Origin of the sequence: Flavivirga aquatica, from assembly GCF_001747085.1 — a bacterium.
Classification (GTDB): Bacteria; Bacteroidota; Bacteroidia; order Flavobacteriales; family Flavobacteriaceae; genus Algibacter_C; species Algibacter_C aquatica.
This window is the reverse complement of record NZ_MDJD01000007.1, coordinates 36,969-57,901: the sequence shown is the minus strand read 5'-3', so window position 1 is coordinate 57,901 and position 20,933 is coordinate 36,969. Positions and strand designations below refer to the sequence as shown.

The 20,933-nt window shown below is 27.7% G+C and carries 19 protein-coding genes; 13 read left to right on the top strand and 6 right to left on the bottom strand.

The window, feature by feature from the left end; genetic code table 11:
- Positions 1-27: 27 nt before the first annotated feature.
- Both A8C32_RS01025 and A8C32_RS01020 read right to left on the bottom strand, forming a co-directional pair.
- Positions 28-1,614, bottom strand: coding sequence for an OmpA family protein (locus tag A8C32_RS01025; RefSeq protein ID WP_069828595.1), 1,587 nt, complete (start codon positions 1,612-1,614; stop codon positions 28-30).
- Between the two features lie 166 nt (positions 1,615-1,780).
- Positions 1,781-3,295 (bottom strand): GH3 auxin-responsive promoter family protein, encoded by a 1,515-nt coding sequence (locus A8C32_RS01020; protein WP_069828594.1) that lies wholly within the window; start codon positions 3,293-3,295, stop codon positions 1,781-1,783.
- A gap of 42 nt (positions 3,296-3,337) precedes the next feature.
- Here A8C32_RS01020 and A8C32_RS01015 point away from each other — a divergent pair, with 42 nt between their 5' ends.
- Complete coding sequence (locus A8C32_RS01015) at positions 3,338-4,132, top strand: DUF2797 domain-containing protein (RefSeq protein ID WP_069828593.1); 795 nt, start codon at positions 3,338-3,340, stop codon at positions 4,130-4,132.
- Between the two features lie 58 nt (positions 4,133-4,190).
- On the opposite strand, the gene rpsU is transcribed toward A8C32_RS01015, so the two are convergent.
- From rpsU to A8C32_RS00995, 4 genes are all read right to left on the bottom strand, one after another.
- Complete coding sequence (gene rpsU, locus A8C32_RS01010) at positions 4,191-4,385, bottom strand: 30S ribosomal protein S21 (protein WP_069828592.1); 195 nt, start codon at positions 4,383-4,385, stop codon at positions 4,191-4,193.
- Between the two features lie 222 nt (positions 4,386-4,607).
- Positions 4,608-5,231, bottom strand: a complete 624-nt coding sequence (locus tag A8C32_RS01005; protein ID WP_069828591.1) for a hypothetical protein — start codon at positions 5,229-5,231, stop codon at positions 4,608-4,610.
- A 62-nt stretch (positions 5,232-5,293) separates the two neighbouring features.
- Positions 5,294-7,957, bottom strand: coding sequence for an AsmA-like C-terminal region-containing protein (locus A8C32_RS01000; RefSeq protein WP_069828590.1), 2,664 nt, complete (start codon positions 7,955-7,957; stop codon positions 5,294-5,296).
- Positions 7,958-8,068: 111 nt separating this feature from the next.
- A complete protein-coding gene (locus A8C32_RS00995; RefSeq protein WP_069828589.1) occupies positions 8,069-8,773 on the bottom strand; it encodes a queuosine precursor transporter in 705 nt (234 codons plus the stop codon).
- Between the two features lie 108 nt (positions 8,774-8,881).
- Here A8C32_RS00995 and folK point away from each other — a divergent pair, with 108 nt between their 5' ends.
- The 12 genes from folK (at position 8,882) to A8C32_RS00935 (ending at position 20,932) form a co-directional block, all read left to right on the top strand.
- Entirely contained in the window at positions 8,882-10,012 is a 1,131-nt protein-coding gene (gene folK, locus A8C32_RS00990) for a 2-amino-4-hydroxy-6-hydroxymethyldihydropteridine diphosphokinase (RefSeq protein WP_069829145.1), read from the top strand.
- 202 nt (positions 10,013-10,214) lie between these two features.
- Positions 10,215-10,940, top strand: a complete 726-nt coding sequence (locus A8C32_RS00985; protein ID WP_069828588.1) for a LytR/AlgR family response regulator transcription factor — start codon at positions 10,215-10,217, stop codon at positions 10,938-10,940.
- Between the two features lie 341 nt (positions 10,941-11,281).
- Complete coding sequence (locus A8C32_RS00980) at positions 11,282-11,959, top strand: response regulator (RefSeq protein ID WP_069828587.1); 678 nt, start codon at positions 11,282-11,284, stop codon at positions 11,957-11,959.
- A gap of 147 nt (positions 11,960-12,106) precedes the next feature.
- Complete coding sequence (locus A8C32_RS00975; protein WP_069828586.1) at positions 12,107-13,447, top strand: hypothetical protein; 1,341 nt, start codon at positions 12,107-12,109, stop codon at positions 13,445-13,447.
- Positions 13,425-13,778 carry a hypothetical protein gene (locus A8C32_RS00970; protein ID WP_069828585.1) on the top strand — a complete coding sequence of 118 codons (354 nt, stop codon included), beginning with the start codon at positions 13,425-13,427 and terminating at the stop codon, positions 13,776-13,778. Before A8C32_RS00975 ends, A8C32_RS00970 begins: the two co-directional genes overlap by 23 nt.
- On the top strand, positions 13,768-14,283 hold the full coding sequence (locus tag A8C32_RS00965; protein WP_069828584.1) for a hypothetical protein: 516 nt from the start codon (positions 13,768-13,770) through the stop codon (positions 14,281-14,283). The genes A8C32_RS00970 and A8C32_RS00965 overlap by 11 nt, the downstream gene beginning before the upstream one ends.
- Positions 14,284-14,286: 3 nt before the next feature.
- A complete protein-coding gene (locus A8C32_RS00960) occupies positions 14,287-15,411 on the top strand; it encodes a type II secretion system F family protein (protein ID WP_069828583.1) in 1,125 nt (374 codons plus the stop codon).
- A 58-nt stretch (positions 15,412-15,469) separates the two neighbouring features.
- Positions 15,470-15,925, top strand: a complete 456-nt coding sequence (locus A8C32_RS00955; RefSeq protein ID WP_083253233.1) for a type IV pilin protein — start codon at positions 15,470-15,472, stop codon at positions 15,923-15,925.
- Between the two features lie 4 nt (positions 15,926-15,929).
- The gene (locus tag A8C32_RS00950; RefSeq protein WP_069828582.1) at positions 15,930-16,409 is read left to right on the top strand and encodes a prepilin peptidase; all 480 of its coding nucleotides are present in this window, start codon (positions 15,930-15,932) and stop codon (positions 16,407-16,409) included.
- Positions 16,409-17,818 (top strand): GspE/PulE family protein, encoded by a 1,410-nt coding sequence (locus tag A8C32_RS00945; RefSeq protein WP_069828581.1) that lies wholly within the window; start codon positions 16,409-16,411, stop codon positions 17,816-17,818. The genes A8C32_RS00950 and A8C32_RS00945 overlap by 1 nt, the downstream gene beginning before the upstream one ends.
- Before the next feature lie 3 nt (positions 17,819-17,821).
- The gene (locus A8C32_RS00940; RefSeq protein ID WP_069828580.1) at positions 17,822-19,750 is read left to right on the top strand and encodes a type II secretion system protein GspD; all 1,929 of its coding nucleotides are present in this window, start codon (positions 17,822-17,824) and stop codon (positions 19,748-19,750) included.
- On the top strand, positions 19,751-20,932 hold the full coding sequence (locus A8C32_RS00935; protein ID WP_069828579.1) for a PolC-type DNA polymerase III family protein: 1,182 nt from the start codon (positions 19,751-19,753) through the stop codon (positions 20,930-20,932).
- Position 20,933: the final 1 nt, after the last annotated feature.

The following is a 20,933-nucleotide window of genomic DNA, read 5'->3' as shown; positions in this document are numbered from 1 at the left end:
TTATATCGGTTATATTAGGTTTTTAAATTAATCTAAAATAACAAACTCAATGCGTCTATTGCTTTGCAAATCCTTTTTAGAGCATCTATTTTTACAATCTATTAAGGGTTTTGTTTCTCCAAAGCCTATAGCTTCTATACGGTCTTTATTAATACTATTATTAATGAAGTAATCCATAGCAGATGTAGCACGTTTTTTTGATAAATCTAAATTATATGAGTCACTACCAGTATTATCTGAATGGGCATTAATAGTTAATCTTGTCTCAGGGTATTCTTTAAGAATAGCAATAATTTTGTTTAATGAAATAAAGGACTCTTCTCTTATTTCCCATTTGTTAGAGTCGAAATGGATATTATCTAACTCTACTAATTCACTATTAAATTTAGCTATAATAGGTTCAACAGTTTTTATGGATAAATCTTTTGTATAAGTTGTTTTAATATCCTTGTTAGCTGTAAAGGCAAAAGAATTATCTTTAAATCCGTCTTTATAAGTCGTTATGTTATAAGATTCAAAAGGAATTACATCAAAACTATAAGCTCCATTTTCTCCCGTTTCTTGTTGGGCTATTTCGTTACCTTCATCATCCTTTAAAATAACTAGAGCATTGGGAATTGTAGTATTAGTTTCAATATCTAATATTTTTCCTTTAAGAGTTTGCGTGAAGTCTTTAATAGTAACTGCATAAACATCAAAATTACCAACACCTTGTTTATTTGAAGATAAATAAGCTCTATTCTCATTATTAGCCACAAAGTAAGCAATTTCATCATAGTCAGTGTTTACTGTATTTCCTAAATTTATAGGGGTTTTGTAACCTTTGTTAGAAATCTTACTTGAAAAAATATCAAAACCACCTATTGTATTATGTCCTTTTGAAGCAAAATATAAATGTTTATTATCACTTGATAGCGATGGGTATTTATCATCTAAAGAGGTGTTTATTGTATTTCCTAAGTTTTTAGGAGGACTTAATGTGCCGTCCGTGTCTATGTCTGAAACATATATATCGTAACCTCCAGTAGTGTCAGGTAGGTTTGCAGAAAAATACAATTTATCTCCTGTAGAGTTAACAAAAGGATTCTCTATAGAAACATTTTCTTTATTAATACTTAGCAGTTCTTCATTTATCCAATTTCCATGAGAATCTTCTTCTAAATCAGCCTTGTATAATTTATACTCCATTGAGTTTTCTCTGGAGCTTCTAGTATAATAAACTGTTTTTTGGTCAGGAGAGAAAGTTAATTGGTCCTCACTATCATTTGTGTTTAATATTCTAGAAAACAACAAAGGTAAGCTTAAAGAACCATCGTTGTCATTAATGTCTAAACAAAACAATTCTTTATACGCTTCATTTGTATTGGGGTCAATCTTAGCCATAGCACCTGGCTTTTTTGAACTTACCATTATGAATTTGTTTCTAAAAAAACCTGATCCAATTTCGGTGTATTTGGAATTTGCTCCAGCATCAGAAATTTGAAATCTAGACTCATTGGCATTTGTTGATGCTTTAGGAGATTGCGTAAAATTGTTAACTGTTATTAAATTTGAAGAATTTTGACTAACTACAATATTTGATACAAGAAAAACAATGAAATATAATTTTTTCATTTTTAATTAAGATATTAATTTTTTAATTTAAAATAGAGAGAACATTTGTAGTTTAATTATCAAATGTAGTATTTTGACTAGTATTTGATTTAATTTATAAGATGAAAGGTTATTTAATTCGTTGAAACGTTGTTTTTTGAGTCTATTTGGATTGGTAAGTGTCGTTTTACGAATTTAAGCGTAGTAAATCATCCATATAATTTCTAGTATTTGAAAGTCTAGGTATTTTATGCTGTCCACCTAATTTATTATTTTGTTTTAACCAATCATAAAACAAATGTTCACGAGCAATATTAATTTGAGGCTTATTAAGTGTGATATTATTATAGCGTTTAGCTTCGTAATCTGAATTTAATGATTTTAATGCATTGTCAAACAATTCATTAAAATAATCAAGATCTTTAGGGGGAGTTTTAAATTCAATAAGCCATTGATGAGCTCCTTTTTCTTTACCTTTCATAAAAATAGGAGCAGCTGTAAAATCTACAATTTCTGCTTTGGTACGTTTGCAAACCTTTTTTAATGCATCTTCGGCATTTTCAATAATAAGTTCTTCTCCAAAAACATTTATGTGGTGTTTTGTTCTGCCAGAAATTTTTATTCTATAGGGATTTAAAGATGTAAATCTAAGAGTATCACCAATTTTATAACGCCATAAACCTGCATTTGTAGTAATAATAACGGCGTAATTTTGATTCAATTTTACTTCACTTAATGGAATTGCTTTTTCTTCAGAAGTGGCATAAATATTCATGGGTATAAATTCATAAAAAATACCATAATCTAACATCAATAGTAATTCATTGGAATCATTTTGATCTTGGATAGCAAAGAATCCTTCAGAAGCATTATAAATTTCATAATACCTATAATCTTTTTTTGGTAATATTTTTTTATACTGATCTTTATACGGAACGAAACTTACACCTCCATGAAAATAGACTTCTAAATTAGGCCATATATCAAAAACACTATCTTTTCCTGTCGTTTCAATAACATTATTAAGTAAAACAAGCATCCATGAAGGTACACCGGCAAGGCTGGTAACATTTTCATTAATAGTTTCATTAACTATGGCTTGCATTTTATGTTCCCAATCGCTCATTAAGGAAACTCTATTGCTGGGAGTACTGCTAAATTCTGCCCAAAAAGGCATGTTATCTATTAAAATAGCAGATAAATCTCCGAATACAGTACCGTTTTCTTTGTATAATTCTTTACTTCCTCCTAATCTTAAGCTCTTGCCTGTGAATAGTTTAGAGTTTTCATTGTTATATAGGTACATGCAAAGCAAATCTTTACTAGCAGCATAATGACAATCTTCAAGTGATTGGGAGCTTACTGGAATAAATTTGCTTTTGGATCGAGTTGTTCCGCTAGATTTAGCAAACCACTTTATGGGAGTAGGCCAAAAAATATTACTTTCACCTCGTCTAGAACGTTCTATTGTGTCTTGCCAACCATCATAATTTTTAATAGGAATGCGTTCTGAAAATGTTTCATAATTATTTATAGAAACGAAGTCGTATTTCTTGCCAATCTCTGTGTCTTTTGCTATATCTATAAGGTTTAATAGTAATTCGTTTTGTACTTCATTTGGGTATTTTAAAAATAATTCTATTTGATGGAAACGTTTTTTTAAAAACCAAGAAGCAATCGAATTTACTATAGGTATTGGCATATTTATTTTATCTTTAAGATTTTAAAAATAATACTTTTTTTTATGACTTACCAAGGTGTTTTAACAAAAATGGACACAGAGTTTACTATTCCTATACAATACTATTTAGTGTTTGAAAATGATTTTTTGAATATGAATCAATTATTAAATAAAAATATTGATATTCATTTTGTTAAATACCAGTGTTTAAATTGTAGTTTAGATAAGCAAATTTATAGACAAGGGTTTTGTAAGAGCTGTTTTTTTGAAATACCTCAAGCTGCAGATTGGATTATGCGTCCTGAATTAAGTACAGCTCATTTGGATAAAGAAGATAGGGATTTAGAATATGAAAAGAAAGTACAACTCCAACCGCATATTGTTTATTTAGCAAATTCTAGCAACGTTAAAGTTGGTGTTACCAGAAAAAGTCAAGTACCTACACGTTGGATAGATCAAGGTGCTATTAAGGCTATTGAAATTGTAGAAGTACCTAATAGGTATTTAGCAGGTGTTACAGAGGTGGCTTTAAAAGATTATGTGGCAGATAAAACGAACTGGAGAACAATGCTTAAAAACGATTTTGTCGATGAAAATTTAGAAGAATGGCGAGAACGCTTAAAGCAATATATTCCAGAAGAAGCTGCTGCTTATTTTATTGAAAATAAAACAGAAACGAATTTAGAATTCCCAGTAAATAAATATCCAGAAAAGCCAAAGAGTTTAAATCTTACTAAAGCACAGCAATATTCGGGAAAATTAACAGGTATTAAAGGGCAATATCTCATTTTTGAAGATAATACTGTTTTTAATATTAGATCTAATGAAGGGCTTGTAGTTAATATAAAAATTCAATAAAAAAATCCCATTCACAATTTTGGGAATGGGACTTGGAATATTTTTTCAAAATTAAAGATTAAATTTCTTCGTTGTCTCTAATGTTTTGAATGTATTCTGCTTTTTGGATTTCACGACGTCTTTTAACAGAAGGTTTAGTGAAAAACTGACCTTCTCTTAGGTTTTGCATCACTTTAATGTTTCTGTGTTTTCGTTTGTAGCGTTTTAAGGCACGCTCTATATTCTCGCCATCTTTAACAATAATTTTTAACATGAATGTTTTTTAAGTGATTTATGTAAACTATAGGATTTTCCTAAAATATATTTAACAACTTGGTTGTTTTGCTTAAAAGCGTTAAATAGCAAACTTCATCCTTTAAAAAAGAATGTAATTCAAGATTTATTCGCAAAGGTAGGCTTTTGAATTTTATTTCTGATGATATGTCCATTCTATTTTGAAATAAAAAAAGCATTATTATGTTTTTAATTAAAGAAATTAAGTAATATAAATTTTTATAGCTTGAATAAAACTTATACTAATTAGTAAAACTCCTGTCACTTTGTTAATCATAAAAGCTATGTTTTGGACTTCATTCTTAATTAGAATACTAATTCTGCTATAAAAATAGAGTGTTAGTAATTTACCTAAATAGACGCCAAAGAAAAATAAAAATAATACAGAAAATGAAGACTGTAGAGACAGCACAATATCATTATTTTTTAATATGCCATAAGTGATAACCCAATAAATTAATACAGGAGGGTTTATTATGCCAAGTAAAAAACCTGTGACGTACTTTGATTGGATTAATTGTTTTTTTTCAGATTTGTCATTAGGGAATTTCTTGAAAAATAAAAAACCACCTACTATAAAAAAGACAAAGACTAATGTGATTTGAACCCAAAGGTTGTCGCTGAAAAATTCTTTAATAACTGTATTGCAGTGCAAGGCATAATAAGATAATATGACTTCTGCTATACCTGAAGCTATAGCAATTTTAAAGGCTTGTTTGGCATTTTGCTTTAAGGTAGTATTTATAACAGCTATATTAGAGGCTCCAAAAGGAAGCGCGCTAACAATAGCTGTTATAATACCAATTATTAAGTAAATTATAATCATTTACGTTTTGTTGAAAAACATGATAAAAACTTACAGAATAAAATTTTAAACACATGAAAATATCACTTACTGGCTTTTTTCTTTTTCCCAAATAAACCACCAAGAGCATCTTTAACGGTGTTTTTTTTGTTTGATGTAGAATCGGTTTTAGTTTTATTTCCCCCAATAATACTACCTAAAGCATCTTTTACAGCATTGTTTTGTTGTTTTGTAGAATCAGTTTTTGCTTTATTTCCTCCTATAACATTGCCAATTAAACTTTTTACTTCGTCTTTACCTTTGTTGAGAAGTTTTTGTTTTTCAATTTCAATAAGTTGCTTGGTTAGGTTTGAGACACCGCTTGTTAAGTCGGTTTTTACAGATGGGCTTGTGTAAGATCCTCCAATATTCGCTGTTACAGGAACTGTAATATCATCAACGTCTCTATCATTTATTTTACCAATAAGGCGGTTAACATCACTTCCTAAATATTTAGCAGGCACATTAAAAATGGCACTGTACTCTAAGGTTTGATCAAAACCATGAGCGCCAGAAACTGTAATGTCAATATCTTGGTACTTTAAATCAAAAGGTTTTACACTTACCTTGCCATCAGCAAAACTTAGTTTTGTTTTTAAATCTTTTAAATCTAATTTACTAAAATCTATAAAACTTAAAGCGCCTTCAAGTTTGCTAAAAAGTTCGCCTTCATTTTTATTAATATTAGTGGTTAATAATTCGGCTAAAGCTTTACCCGTAACAGTACCTAGATTAGGAGTGAATTCTTGATCTAAATCACCAGATAAATTAATGGTAGTATTTAGTTTTCCTTGAAGTAGTTTTGCAACTGGAGCTAGATTTCTAAGTAATTCTAAGCTTTTAAAAGATTTAGCAATGTCAAACCCATTAGCGCCAAGATCAAAGCCGAAAGTTGGTGTTTCATTTTTTGTAGAAACATTTCCATTAATAGACATTGCACCATCAAATATATTAGATGTCATGTTTTTAAGTGTAGCTTGTTGATCTTTAATTAAAAGAGCGCCTTTAACATTTTTCAAATTTAAATTGTCATAAACAACTGTTTTTGCGTCAGCGTTAATTGTACAATCTAAAAAAGCTGGAATTTTTAGTGATTCGTCATCGCTTGTGGTTTTGTTGTCTGTAGGAGCAGCTTCATCTTCAGTCATAAAATCACTCACTTTAAACAAGTTTGAATTCACATTAAAATTCCCTTGTAAGGTGTTGTCACTCAATAAAAAACCTAGTAGATTTTTTATAGAACCATTTGCGTTTAAATCACTATCTCCTGTTTTTGCTTTAAAATTGCTTAATGAAACTTTTTCTGGGCTAAATGTCATGTTTGCTTCAGAAATATGAATAGGGTTTACAATATCTTCCGAAGAAAATACAAAATCACTAATACTCGCAGAGCCGTTATTTTTAATGCGTTCGTAAGCATTCGTTTCAAGAGCATTCATGTCGAAAGCCGTGTTTAGTTTTGCTTTAAAAATACCAGTAAGCGTATTTTCTAATTCTAAAGGGTAAGCTTTGGTTATGTTTGCTAAATTTAAAGCGCCGTCAATATTAGCATTAACAAGCATATTTTTAGTTATGTTTTTTAAAGAGGTAGATGATTTGAAAACATCTTCATCAATTTTAAAATTAAGAGTATTTATATCAATATAAGTATCGTCAACGTTTCCTGTTGTATTTTTTATAGATGTATTTATTACAATACTTTCAACGCGTTTTGGTAAATCTGGATATTTAAAAGCGGCATTATTTGAGGTAAAGCTAATGTTTAATTTAGGAATAGTATTTTCTGAAATTAAACCTTTTGCAATACCTTTTATTTTAAAACCACCGGAGGTTTCAACACCGTCAATGTTTTTTGAATATGCTTCAGGAATCAGAGCAAGGAAATCTTTAAAAGTAGATCCAGGGTTTTCAAAGGTTATGTCAATCTCCTGCGCATCTTCTAATAGTTTTACATAACCATGAAATTCTAAAGGAAGTTGATTAATAACTGCTTTGTTGTCTTTAAATGTATATTTGCTGTTTTTTAAATCTAAATTAATTAGAGCGTCTAATTTAACAGGATTATTACTTAAATAATTAGTACTATCTAAACTAAAACTAATATTTGCTCTAGTTTTAGTATCAAGTTCTGATGTTTCAGTTGAAACTATGGCATTTCCTTCATGATTAAGTTCTGTAATATGTGCTATAGTTTTAGATGTTTCATCAATATAGGTAAGTGCACTATTGGTAATTTTGTAATCTTTTATATTTAATGAAAAAGCAGCAGATTCAGATTCGGTTTCAACAGGAGTATTCTCTGTTTCTTTAGAAATATCGTAATTAGCATTTCCAAATTTATCTGTTTTTAAAGTTAATAAAGCTTCGTTAACATAAATACTATTTATTACAATTGGATCTTCACTAGCCGTTTTTAATAGCTCTGTGATAGACATGGTGAAAGAGATATTTTTAATAGAAGCAAATGTTTCGTCTTTAAAAGGATCAAAATTAGTAATCACTAAATCGTTTACATTAACATGAGCTTGGGGGAAACTTTGTAAAAAACTTAAGTTAACATCACTAAATTCTACTTTAGCATTTAGGTTTTCGTTTATAACACGCTTAACCATATCTTTTATTTGTCCTTGAAAAATAAAAGGAATAGCAATTAAAAGAGCTATTATAATAAGTAATGTAATGCCTATAATTTTAAAAACTTTTTTCATTTGGGTATAATTGTTTTTCGCTTTCGCGGAATTTTATTATAAAATATATACGCAAAAATGATACTAAAAGACCAAAAATGCATTGTTTTAATGTTAATTTATATTGAGAATTTATAGTAAATCTATTTCTTCGTTAATTTTTAATTTGAAACGCTTACGGAATAAGTAAACACCTAAATATAAGAAAGGAGTGTCGATAAGGGCAATGAGTACTTTAAATAGAAAACCAGAAATTAGCAAGCCTAAGAATTTATCCCAAGCAATAATATCGAATAAACATAAAAGACCGACTACTGTAAATGTATCTACAAATTGCGATAAAAATGTTGAAAAATTATTACGTAACCATAAGTGTTTACCTTTGGTTAGGCGTTTCCAAAAATGGTAAATTTGAATATCTACAAATTGTGCAAATAAATATGCCATCATACTAGCAAAAACAGCAAGGACTGTGTTTCCAAATACAGTAGAAAACATGTTGTTGTCTACAGGCGACCAAGTGGTTGCAGAAACAGTATTAGAAGCATAGATAATTAAAAGTGAAAATAAAGAAGCAAAAATACCTGCTATAACCACTTCATTAGCGCGTTTTTTGCCATAAATTTCACTTATTAAATCGGTAATTAAAAAAGTAATTGGATAAGGAAGTATGCCTACAGAGATTTCAAAGAGTTTACTTCCAAAAATTTCAATATCAAAAGGATACCAATAGAAAAATTTCTGAAATATAAGGTTTGAAACCACTAATGAGGTAATAAATAAGGCTCCTAAAAGCATGTAAATACGTTGGGCAGCAAGTTTATCTTTTAAGTTCATTTATAAATGTGAATAAATACGTTCGGTAAATATAAAGGAATAAAAATTGTTTTAGTTATTTTGCCAATAACTCGTTTTTCTTTTTAATTGAAAATGAGTTTGAAATTTATGAAACAACCAACAACATTCCATATAGCATTAGGTAGTAATAAAGGTGATAAATTTAAGAACCTACAAGATGCCATTGATTTAATTTATGCTAGAATTGGAAATATTAGACTGATTTCTAAAGTGTACAAGTCACCTGCGTTTGGTTTCGAGAGTGATTATTTTTTTAATGCTTGTTTGATTTTAGAATCTTTATTAGATCCTGAAATAGTTTTGAAAGCATTATTAGTCATTGAGTCAGATTTAGGTAGAGAGCGTAAGCAAGGAGAAAGTTATGAAGCACGTATTATTGATTTAGATATTATTTTTGTTGAAAAAGAGATTATTGATACAGAAATATTGCAAGTGCCACATCCAGAAATGACTAAGCGTAAGTTTGTTTTACAACCTTTGAATGATATTGCATCAAAGTTTAATCATACAAAATTTAATAAGGAGGTATCTGTTTTATTAAAAGAATGTAATGATACTTCTGTTATTGAACCTATTAAAATCTGGTTAAAAAACCCAAGTAAAGCTTTTAATTTTTCAAAGTATAATTATATAGCAATTGAAGGAAATATAGGTGCTGGAAAAACTAGTTTGGCTACTAAAATAGCATACGATTTTAATGCAAGATCCATTTTAGAGCGTTTTGCAGATAATCCGTTTTTGCCAAAGTTTTATGATGATGCGCAACGTTATGCTTTTCCTTTAGAAATGTCTTTTCTTGCAGATCGTTATCAGCAAATTAGTGATGACCTATCTCAATTAGATTTATTTAAAGATTTTATTGTTAGTGATTACGATGTTTTTAAATCACTAATTTTTTCAAAAGTAACATTAGAAGGTGAAGAGTTTAAGCTTTACAGAAAGTTATTTTACTTAATGTATAAGGATATAGCAAAACCAGAATTGTATATTTATTTATACCAAAATACTAAACGATTACAGGAAAATATTAAAAAACGGGAACGGGATTATGAGCAAAATATCACAGATAGTTATTTAGAAAAAATAAACGCAGGATATTTGGAGTTCTTAAAAAATCAAACAGATATTAATGTGAAAATTATTGATATTTCTGAGAGGGATTTTGTGAAAAATAGAACGGATTATTTATGGGTTTTGGGAGAGATTTGTTTAGAGTAATTTAATTTTTGCAATGTTTTAACTTAAAAAAAAACAGTACTATTTTATGAGTCTGCAATAATTTTTTTTTAAAAAATACAATCTTATTTATGTAGTATAAAGAATCTATTTAATTATTAAAAATCCTTAGTTTTAGTAAGGAAAAGCCTTAGTTTAAATAGAAAATATATAAATAAATTAGCATTTTTATAAAACTAAAGAATTGAATAAATATCTAGTTATCGAAACTGAAGAGTACGTTATCAATAAAATAAAAAATGTATTTGACGATTTTCCAGAATATAGATGCATAGGGTATGCTCATGATTATAGTGAAAGTATGGATATTATTTTAAAGGAAATGCCTGATTTGATTTTCTTAAACATTGATACTATTATAGATAGACCGTTTAGTTTTGTTAATGAGGTTAAACAATACTTGAAAAAAGATTCTGAGTTTATAGCTATATCGTCATCTAAAGAGAAAACTTATGAAGCAATTAAAACTGGTTTTTTTGATTATCTGTTAAACCCCATAGCAGATTTAGAAATAAGAAAAGCCGCTTTAAAGTTTAAAAAAAAACATCCAATTAAAATAAATAAGACTATTTGTTTAAAATCATATAAAGATTATCAATATTTAAATACAGATGAGATTTTGTTTTTAAGAGCTGATAATAATACTACGGATTTTTACATGAATAATGGGGAGACGATAAGCGCTTTTAAGACATTAAAAACTTTTGAAAACTTACTTCCGAAAAACTTTTTAAGAATTCATAAAAGTTACATTGTAAACAAAAATCATGTAAGTAAAGTGAGTTATAGTACATTAAATTGCACGATTAAAAAGTCTTCTCAAAATGTTCCTTTTACTAAAACCTATATTAATAATGTAGAATATATGATTAGTACATTGTCTCAATCTCCTGCTTTAAGGTTAAATTAACTTCCCTCATAGAAAAAGGTGTTTCACTAGTAGATTCATGGCTTTCCCTAAAAGAAACTTAATAAGCTCAAGTTTTCAATTTCAATATTTTATGTTTGTGTAAGCGTAAGGCAGGATAAAATTATTAGATACTCAGTTTTTAATGAATAAAAAATGAGTAATAATATTACTTTAATTCTGTTTTTTTTATTACATAATTTGTAGTTTTTAAAAACAAAATAGAATGTATTTTTAGCAATAAAAGTAGTACTATCAAGTTAGTTTTATTGGTGGAATGTGTGAAAATTAGATTAGAACTAAATAATAGCAAAAGAGATTTTTTTAATTTAATATTTTAATTTATGCGTAATCCATATAGGGTTTTGTTAATTGATGATCATCCATTGATAATTGATGCTTATAAGCGAGCTTTAGAAGAGGTAGCTTTGAAAAACAATTTAAAAGAGTTTGTTGTTTTTACAGCTGATAGTTGTGAATCTGCAATTTTAAAAATTAATAAAAGGTCAAAAGAAGAGGTGTTTGATCTTGTTTTTTTAGATCTCAAATTAAAACCTTCAAAGAACAATAAAATTTTAAATGGTGAAGATTTAGGTGTTTTAATAAGAAAAAAATTGAAAGGGACTAAAATAATAGTATCTACTTCATTTAGTGATTCATATTTAGTGTCTTGTGTTTTTAAAAGTATAAACCCAGAGGCTTTTTTAATAAAAAGTGATTTAACAAAAGAGGTGTTAATTGAAGCTGTGAAAACAGTGGTTTTTGATCTTCCTTTTTATAGTAAGACCATTATAAATATATTTAGAAAGCAAGCAGCTAACGATTTTGTTATAGATAATATTGATAGGAAAATACTACATGAATTATCTAATGGTACAAAAATGAATGAATTACCTAAACTTTTACCATTATCAATTGCTGCGTTGGAACGTAGAAAACGAATTTTAAAAGATGTTTTTAACGTTGAAGGCAAAGGAGATCGAAGTTTATTATTATTAGCTCAAGAAAAAGGATTCATTTAATTTTATGAATGGATAAATATTTTTTAGTTAAAAATACAAACGAAAATTTCTATGTATAGGACTCCTCTTTTTTTTCATAAAAAATAATATTGTTAAGTAAGGAAATCCCTTTTTATTTTAAGGCTTAACCTTAATGATTGTAAAAATATGTCTATTACTTTTAGACATAAAAAATACGATAAAAATATACCCGATAGTGGTAAGTCAAAAAATAATAATAAACTGAAAAATAATAATAATTATATAGTAAAGACTAAGTGTAAATTAAAGGCAGCTTCTTTAATTAATGCCATTTTTATTTGCGTTATTATTTCTATTTTTTGTGGCTGTTTAATTTTAATATCGCATTATCAGAATATACTTAACAATAGTCTTTTTTTTAAAGAAGATTTAATTAGCAGAAATAGATCTTCTTTTAATTATTTTTTAAATAATAGTGAATCTATTAATTATAATGAGGTTAAAGAAATTGATGTTTTTGAAGACGGTATAATATCATATTTAGAAAAAAAGAATTGGGGTTTTTACGATATATTAATTTGTAAAACAATTTTTAAGAACGATACTATAAATAAAATAGCCTTAGTTGGAAATATTAAAAACGATGTTAATGATTTAGCTCTTTATGTTACAAATTATGATAAAACTTTAAAGTTGTCAGGGAATATAAGAATTTTGGGAGATCTTAAAATTCCTGATAGTAAAACAGAACAAGTATACATTAATGGGCAAAAAGGAAATACAATACAACTTAAAGGGAAACAATTAAAATCGAGTAAAAGACTTCCTAAAATAGAGAAGGACATTTATTTGGATATTTCAAATTTACCTCGTTTAAATCCAAATAATATTTATAAGAAACCTATAGTTGTTAATGAGTTTGATTCTCCTACTAAAGTAATTAATCTAGATAATATTTCTGTATTTAAGGATGTTACTTGTAAAGGGAATTTTGTTTTAAGTTCTTCAAATAAATTAGAAATAGATAGTTCTGCAAAGTTAAATGACGTTGTTGTAATAGCTCCTAGTGTTAGAGTGCGATCTGGTTTTAGAGGGAACATTCAAATTATAGCAAAAGAAGAAGTTTTTGTAGAAAATAATGTGTCTTTATTATATCCCTCGAGTATTTATATTAAGAATGATGTAGACAGTGTTTCTGTTAAAATTATGGCAAATAGTAAATTAGCAGGAGGTATTGTGATAGATGGGAATATGTATAATAGTTCACTAAAACGACAGCTTACCATTGATGAAAAAGCAATTATTATAGGTAATGTTTATTGTTATGGGCGAACACAATTAAAAGGAGATATTATTGGTAATATTTATACAGACCGTTTTTTTTTAGAAACAAATGCTTCTAACTACGAAAATGTTATTCTAAATGCTTCAATAGATAAGGAGGCTTTGTCTGAAATGTTTATAGAATTACCCTTATTTAATAACACAACTAATAAGAAAGAATATGCTGTTATTAAAGAGTTTTAAAATGTTAAAAGCATCGTCATTAGTAGAATCTGTAATGGCAATTTCAATTATATCTATTGCCGCTTTGGTTGCTTGTATGGTGTATTTAAATGTTGTTAAGCAGAATAAAACAGTTGATTATTATGAGGCAAAACATCATGTGAATATTTTGGTAGAAGAGATGGTAAAACAGCAAAATTATGATAATGATGTTTTTATACGAAAAAAATATGCTATTGAAAAAGAAGTAACAGTTAATAAAAAAGATCAAACAGTGTTTGTTGTGTTCACTATAAGAACAGGAGGTAAGAGTTATGTTATTAATAAGTTAATCCCTTATTATGAAAGTTGAAAAATTAAAAAGCTTTACCATATTAGAAACTCTGTTAAGTTTGATGCTTATGGGTATAGTTATAACTATTACTTATACTTTGTTTAATGTATTGGGAAAACAAATGTCTCTTTTTGAAAACGAAAACGCGAGTGAGTTGCAATACAATTTGTTTAATACAACTATTATAAATGATATTGAAAAAGCTAATGATTTTAATCTAGTTAATGACAATTTGGTTCTACAGTATTATGATAATTCAACTATAGAATATAAGGTTTTGGATAATAATATTTTAAGATATCATGCAATAAAAACGGATACTTTTAAAGTCAACATAATAAAACATAATTTTTTACAAGAAGACAATGCTAACCTTTTAGATAAGACATTCTTATTAACTTTAATATTATTGAATGATACTATAAATGCAACTTATTTTTTAAATAAAAATAAAGCTAGTGTTATAAACGACACGTATTTTGAAGGAGCTATAGAAAATAATCTTTTAAAAGAGGGAATATAATAAGTGAAGATTGATGCATCAACATATAATACAAAAGTAAAGAAAAGAGATTCGTCAAGTATGGATGTTAGTTTTTCTATGCCTAATCTAAAAAGGTTTTCTGATAAACAAAAAGAAGATTTTTATAGAGAGTTTTCTACATTGATTAAATCTGGGGTAGATTTTAATCAATCTTTAGAAATTTTAACTAGTCAACAAAAATCTAAATTTATAAAGTCTATTTATAAAACTATAAATGATGATGTGGTAAAAGGTAAGCCATTACATGAGGCAATACAGGGATATAAATACTTCTCACCATATGAATATTATAGTATAAAAATAGGAGAAGATACAAGACGATTACCTGAAATATTTGATCAATTACAAAAGTTTTTTTCCAGAAAAATTAAAATGAAAAGACAAGTTGTATCAGTTCTAGCATATCCAGTTTTTGTATTGTTTATCACCTTTGGAGTCCTTTATTTTATGCTTAATTATGTGGTTCCCATGTTTGCATCAGTATTTCAACAATTTGGAAAAGATCTGCCTGAGATTACGCAGTTTGTTGTAAATGTTTCTAATCATTTTAATAGCATTGTTTTAGTTGTGTTTGGTATTTTTTTAGCAGTATTTTTAGCAAATAAAATGCTCAAGGAAAATCCCATTTATAGAAGTACTACTTCTAAGATTCTATTAAGTATACCGTATTTTGGAACACTTGTTAAAAAGATTTATTTAGCACGATTTTGTCAATCTTTTAGCTTGTTATTATCTGCAAAAACACCATTAATTACAGCATTAGAATTAACGGAAAAAATGATTTCGTTTTACCCTTTGAAAACAGCAATTGTTGAAGCTAGAAAAGATATTCTTAAGGGAGAAACTTTGGCAAATAGTTTGAAAAAGCATGCGTTTTTTTTACCTAAAATAATTTCGTTAACAGCAATTGGAGAACAAATTAATGAACTAGATAATATGTATGACGGACTAGCAAATCAATATAATGAAGATATAGATCACTCAACTAAAATGATAGGAACCATTTTAGAGCCTATGATGATTGTTATAATAGGTACTATTGTCGGTTTTATTATGATAGCCATGTATTCGCCGATATTTAATTTAAGTAAGGTTATTGAAAATTAATAGAAGAGAAGATATATAAATGAAATATTCATCATTAAAAAATGATAAAATTAAAGATATGAAACGATTATTTAATTATAAAGATTTTAACAAGAGACTGTTAAAATTGAATAAAAAGAAGCACCAGTTAAAGGCATACTCCATGTCAGAAATATTAATAGTATTATGTATTATAGGGATATTAATTTATTTGGTTGTGCCTAATCAAACTTCAGTAGTAGCAAACGCGAGGTCTATTGAAGCTCAAAATATGTTAAGTATGATTCATGGTTTAGAAAAGAGTCATTTTTTTCGTCATGCAAAATACACAGCAGATTTTAATGAATTAGGTTTTGAACATGAATCTACTATAGATCAAGGCGGACAAGCAGTATATAAAATAGAAGTTATTAGTGCGTCACTTAACGCATTTAAAGCTACAGCAACAGCGCTTCAAGATTTTGATGGAGATGGTGTTTATAATACCTGGGAGATAGATCAAGACAGAATATTGAAAGAAATTGTAAAAGATTAATTTAATGTATAACACCATATACATATTTTTAATAGCAGTTTTACTTTTTATAGTATATCAAGATGTTACGCGTAGAAGAATCCATGTGGTACTGCCAGTATGTGTTTTTGGTTTATCCTTATTTGTTAACTATTCATCTAAAGAATTAACTTTTATTAATGTTGGTTATAATATTGGTTTTGTAATGGTTAACGTATTAGGACTTGTATTATATTATTCTATTAAATCAAAAAATCTTATAAATCCAGTTGATCGTTTCATTGGGCTAGGTGACATTGTGTTTTTTATAGCAATTACACCTTTATTCAATCTTAAAGAATTTATTCTGTTTTTTATTATAGGACTCTTTTTTTCTTTATTAGTTCATATTATAATGGTGTTATTTAAAAAAAGAAAAACAATACCATTAGCAGGCTATTTATCACTTTTTCTTATTGTAAATGTGGTTATAACTTATGTGTTTCAAATTAATATAACATTTTAATGAGCGTAGATAACCTTATGCATATTGAGCTATCTGTCGAAATACAACAATCTATTAGTTCGGATGTTGCAAATCATTTCTTAATTATCCCTAAGGATATAGCAGACCAAGAGAGTGTTTTTTTTATAGATGAAACAAAAACTTCAGAAATAAATAACATTAAAGAAGAGTTAAAACTCATTTTTAATAAAAGAATTATTTTAGAACCCATTGGTTCATCTGTTATTAAAAAGGCGCTGTCTATTTATTATAGAAAAAATGATGAAAAGCCAAGGCTGATTTCTTATGGTAATGATTTTCTAGAAGATTTAATATTTGAAGCAAAAAATATCAACGCAAGTGATATTCATATTGAGATTTATGAAGAAGACGTTAGGGTAAGATTACGTATAGATGGCCAGCTTATTGAAAAAAACCATATAAAAAGAGATAACTATTTAGAGTTGATTAATCAAATTAAGATCAAATCTAATTTAGATATCACCGAAAAGCGCTTACCTCAAGATGGTAGAATTGAATATGAAGATTTCGATATAAGAGTCTCCATTTTACCAACCCATCATGGAGAAAAAGTTGTGATGAGAATACTAGGTAGAGATGCTTCTCACTTAGATATTTATCAACTGGGTTTTGAAGAAGAAGATGTGTTGCTGTATTTAGAAGCAGTAAAAAAAACAAACGGTATTGTACTTATTAGCGGACCAACAGGATCAGGTAAAACAACAACTCTATATGCAACTTTAAAGCATCTAAATAAAATTAACAGAAATATTGTCACCGTAGAAGATCCTATAGAATATACCCTAAAAGGTGTTAACCAAGTACAATTAAAGGAAAATATAGGATTAACATTTACGTCGGCATTACGATCTTTTTTAAGGCAAGACCCAGATATAATTATGTTAGGTGAAATTAGAGATGTGCAAACAGCTCAAATGGCTATTAGAGCTTCTTTAACAGGGCATCTAGTATTATCAACAATACATACAAACTCATCAATAGGTACTATATCTAGATTAGTAGATATGGGGGTGCCCTCTTTTTTAATAGCCGAAACAATAAACATATCTGTAGCTCAAAGGTTAGTAAGAACACTTTGTAATACGTGTAAAAAAGAAGTTGATTTTAATAATGAAGATTTGCCCAGAACATTTAAGACTAGTATGTCTATAAAAAAGCATCACATAGCTGTGGGGTGTCATGATTGCTATCACACAGGATATAAAGGACGAAGAGCTATTTACGAAATATTACCTATTACTTATGAAGTGGCAGAGGCAATAAAAAAAAATACACTAGAGCGATCTGATGCTATAAAAGGTAAAAGACTTTCAGATAAGGCTTTTAATTTATTTACAAACGGATTAACCTCTTTAGATGAGGTATATCCTATACTTATTAATTCATAAAATATGCTATATAGAATTTTAACAATATTTATATGTTGCCTTCTTTTTAATGTCAGTTTTTCGCAAACAAATATTAAAGAGTTTACAGAAAAACTAGAAGAACTCTCAAAAACAAAGAAAGGTTTACAAGAGAATGTTAGAATTGATTTAAGCGGTTTAACGCTTTACGATTTTATTAATGCCCTAGCAGAAGAACACCAATTAAACGTAAGTGCAGACGCTAAATTAAACCAATTAGTTACAAGTAATTTTTATGATGTTAACGTAAAAGATGTATTTCTGTTTCTAATTAAAAAACATCAATTAGAAGTCGATGTGCTAAATAATATTTTGGTGTTTAATAAAAAGCCAGAAGTAGTTGTGATTGCAGAGCCTAAGCCATTAAAAAAAATAGATGTTTCATATAACAAACAAAATAAGTTTTTGTCAATTAAATTAAAGAATGATTCTTTACCACGAGTTGCACAAGCTATTACAGATGCTTCTAGTAAAAACATAGTATTAGCTCCAAATATTAAGGAACAAAAAGTGTCTGCCTATATTTTAAATAGACCTATTGATGAGGTGCTTAAAATGATGGCGAAATCTAATAGTTTAGTCTTAACAAAAGACGAAAATAACAACTATTATCTGGAAAAAGATATTATTGATCCAGAACCAGTTAAAGTGAATAGAACTACAATCTCTAATAGGAGAAGTAGATCGAGAAATGGTAAATCAACACAACAACAAGGAGGTGGTGGTTTTGAAATAGATACTAACCCTCAGGGATTTTTAAACATAAAAGCTTTTGAAGCTGATGCAGCCGAAATGATTATAGATGCAGCTGAAAAACTAAAGATCAACTTTTTTATGTATAACACACCAGAAGGTGTTTTAACAACTTTAGTAGCGAATGGTATTACGTTCGATAATTTATTAGACCATCTTTTTAAAGGAGAAAAATATACTTATAAGAAAGTAGATGATTTATATTTAATAGGAGAGCATGCTACAGAAGGATTAAGAAAAACAGAGTTAATACAATTAGAAAACAGAACAATAGAAACAGTTTTAAGCACAATGCCTAGTGCTTTAACAGGAAACCTTGAAATTAAAGAGTTTGTAGAACTCAATGGTTTTGTGGTTTCTGGATCGAGAAATCATATTCAAGAATTTAAAGATTATATCTATGAAATAGACCGTGTAGTACCTGTTATTCAAATAGAAGTTATTATTGTGCAATATCAAAAAGCATATGAAATTCAAACAGGAATGCAAGCTGGAATTGATGATACACAAAGAACAACTTCTGGTGTGCTTTTTCCAACAAACGATACTAATCTTAATGCAACATCTGTTAATAGTTTAATAGATGCTTTCAATGGTTTAGGTATTGTAAATTTGGGTAAAGTCACAGAGAAATTTTATTTAAACTTAAAAGCTTTAGAAAATAATTCCCTTATTAAGTTATCATCAACCCCAAAGCTAGTTACTTTAAATGGTCATGAAGCCTCTTCATCTATAGGAGAAACTAATTATTACTTTGAGCAAAATAATAGATTAATTAATTCTGGAGTTAATAATAATATTCTTCAATCTGGAACTTGGAAATCTACAGAAGCTAATTTGAGTATAAATATAAAGCCTTTTGTTTCTAAAGATGAAAATGTAACACTTACCATTGGTGTAGAAAAAAGTTCATTTTTAGGAAGGGCAGGAGAAAATGCGCCACCAGGGAAATCAACTCAGCAATTTGAATCTATGATTAGTGTTAAAAATAATGAGATGATTCTATTAGGAGGGTTAGATGAATTAGAAAATGAAAACTCAGGAACAGGAACGCCATTATTATCAAGAATACCTATTATTAAATGGTTATTTAGTGGTAGAACAAAACGAAAAGAGAAATCAAAGCTTCATATTTTTATTAAACCTACAGTAACATATTAAATGATAGCTAAGTTAAAAAACATATTAAATAATAAAAGATACTATGTGTTAAGTATATCTATTATAGATGGTATACCAGAGTATTATTTAATAAATGTATTCTTTGAAAATAATGAGTTAAAAATTGAAGCTAGGCATAGGTCGAATGAGATTGATGACGCTTTTAAAGAATATTTAAAAAAAGATTACCCTTTAATTTTACATATTGAAGGCGATAATATAATAAACAAGAGTCTTGAAAATAAAACAGGATATAGAAAAAGCTTAATATTTAAGGCAGATTTAGATGATTTTTATTTTTATGAATATAAGCAAGACAATACCGTATTTGTATCAGTAGTCAGAAAAGAGGCTATTAATAATTTTATTAAAGAAATAAACGATTTAAACTTGTATGTAATAGGTCTTTCTTTTGGGCCATTTGTGATGGCTAGTTTGCTTCCTATTGTTAAAAATTATTCAACTATATCATCTCCAAATTATACGATTCATATTAATGAGAAAGGAATTAATGATTTTAAAAAAGAGAGTAATTTAAATGAAGATTATATTATTAATGAAGATAGGTTTAATCAAAATGAGATACCGCTTATAGCATCTTTTTTTAATTATAAATTTCCTAATGATACTATTGAATTCGATACAACTTTTTTAAAAGACAATGCTAATGAATTTAAGTTTAAAAAATGGTTTAAAATCGCAGGCGTATTTTCTCTTCTATTTTTTTTAATAGCACTTTTTACAAGTCATTTATTGCATAGTTCTTATTTAAATACTTTAAGCGAAAAAGAATCGGTATATGCGTTATCTCAAAAAACAGCAAAAGAGATTGATAAACTAAAACAAGAAAAAGCTTTGAAAGAGAAAATATTACGAACAAGTAATATTAATAATAAGAGTTTTATCGCAAAATATATAGTAGATATAGGAAATTCTGTTTTTCCAGAAATTACATTAAAAACAATAAATGTGATTCCTAGATTAAGAAAAATTGAACGAGATAAAAAAATAGATTTTCATTTTAATGTGATCAATATTAAAGGTGAAGTTAGAAATGATGACGTGTTTAATGTCTGGATAAAAAAAATTAAGACACTTAAATGGATAGAAAAATTAGATATCGTTGATTATTCACAAGAAAGTAAAAGAATAAATACATTCATTATAAAAATAACAATTTAAA

Excerpts from the sequence above, each read along its gene's own strand:
- A8C32_RS01000 (WP_069828590.1), bottom strand. The coding sequence starts at position 7,957 with ATGAAAAAAGTTTTTAAAATTATAGGCATTACATTACTTATTATAATA.
- A8C32_RS00965 (WP_069828584.1), top strand. The coding sequence starts at position 13,768 with ATGAAAGTTGAAAAATTAAAAAGCTTTACCATATTAGAAACTCTGTTA.
- A8C32_RS00955 (WP_083253233.1), top strand. The coding sequence starts at position 15,470 with ATGAAACGATTATTTAATTATAAAGATTTTAACAAGAGACTGTTAAAA.
- A8C32_RS01020 (WP_069828594.1), bottom strand. The coding sequence starts at position 3,295 with ATGCCAATACCTATAGTAAATTCGATTGCTTCTTGGTTTTTAAAAAAA.
- rpsU (WP_069828592.1), bottom strand. The coding sequence starts at position 4,385 with ATGTTAAAAATTATTGTTAAAGATGGCGAGAATATAGAGCGTGCCTTA.
- A8C32_RS00995 (WP_069828589.1), bottom strand. The coding sequence starts at position 8,773 with ATGAACTTAAAAGATAAACTTGCTGCCCAACGTATTTACATGCTTTTA.
- A8C32_RS00980 (WP_069828587.1), top strand. The coding sequence starts at position 11,282 with ATGCGTAATCCATATAGGGTTTTGTTAATTGATGATCATCCATTGATA.
- A8C32_RS00940 (WP_069828580.1), top strand. The coding sequence starts at position 17,822 with ATGCTATATAGAATTTTAACAATATTTATATGTTGCCTTCTTTTTAAT.
- folK (WP_069829145.1), top strand. The coding sequence starts at position 8,882 with ATGAAACAACCAACAACATTCCATATAGCATTAGGTAGTAATAAAGGT.
- A8C32_RS00970 (WP_069828585.1), top strand. The coding sequence starts at position 13,425 with ATGCTGTTATTAAAGAGTTTTAAAATGTTAAAAGCATCGTCATTAGTA.
- A8C32_RS01015 (WP_069828593.1), top strand. The coding sequence starts at position 3,338 with ATGACTTACCAAGGTGTTTTAACAAAAATGGACACAGAGTTTACTATT.
- A8C32_RS01005 (WP_069828591.1), bottom strand. The coding sequence starts at position 5,231 with ATGATTATAATTTACTTAATAATTGGTATTATAACAGCTATTGTTAGC.
- A8C32_RS00935 (WP_069828579.1), top strand. The coding sequence starts at position 19,751 with ATGATAGCTAAGTTAAAAAACATATTAAATAATAAAAGATACTATGTG.
- A8C32_RS00945 (WP_069828581.1), top strand. The coding sequence starts at position 16,409 with ATGAGCGTAGATAACCTTATGCATATTGAGCTATCTGTCGAAATACAA.
- A8C32_RS00950 (WP_069828582.1), top strand. The coding sequence starts at position 15,930 with ATGTATAACACCATATACATATTTTTAATAGCAGTTTTACTTTTTATA.
- A8C32_RS01025 (WP_069828595.1), bottom strand. The coding sequence starts at position 1,614 with ATGAAAAAATTATATTTCATTGTTTTTCTTGTATCAAATATTGTAGTT.
- A8C32_RS00975 (WP_069828586.1), top strand. The coding sequence starts at position 12,107 with ATGTCTATTACTTTTAGACATAAAAAATACGATAAAAATATACCCGAT.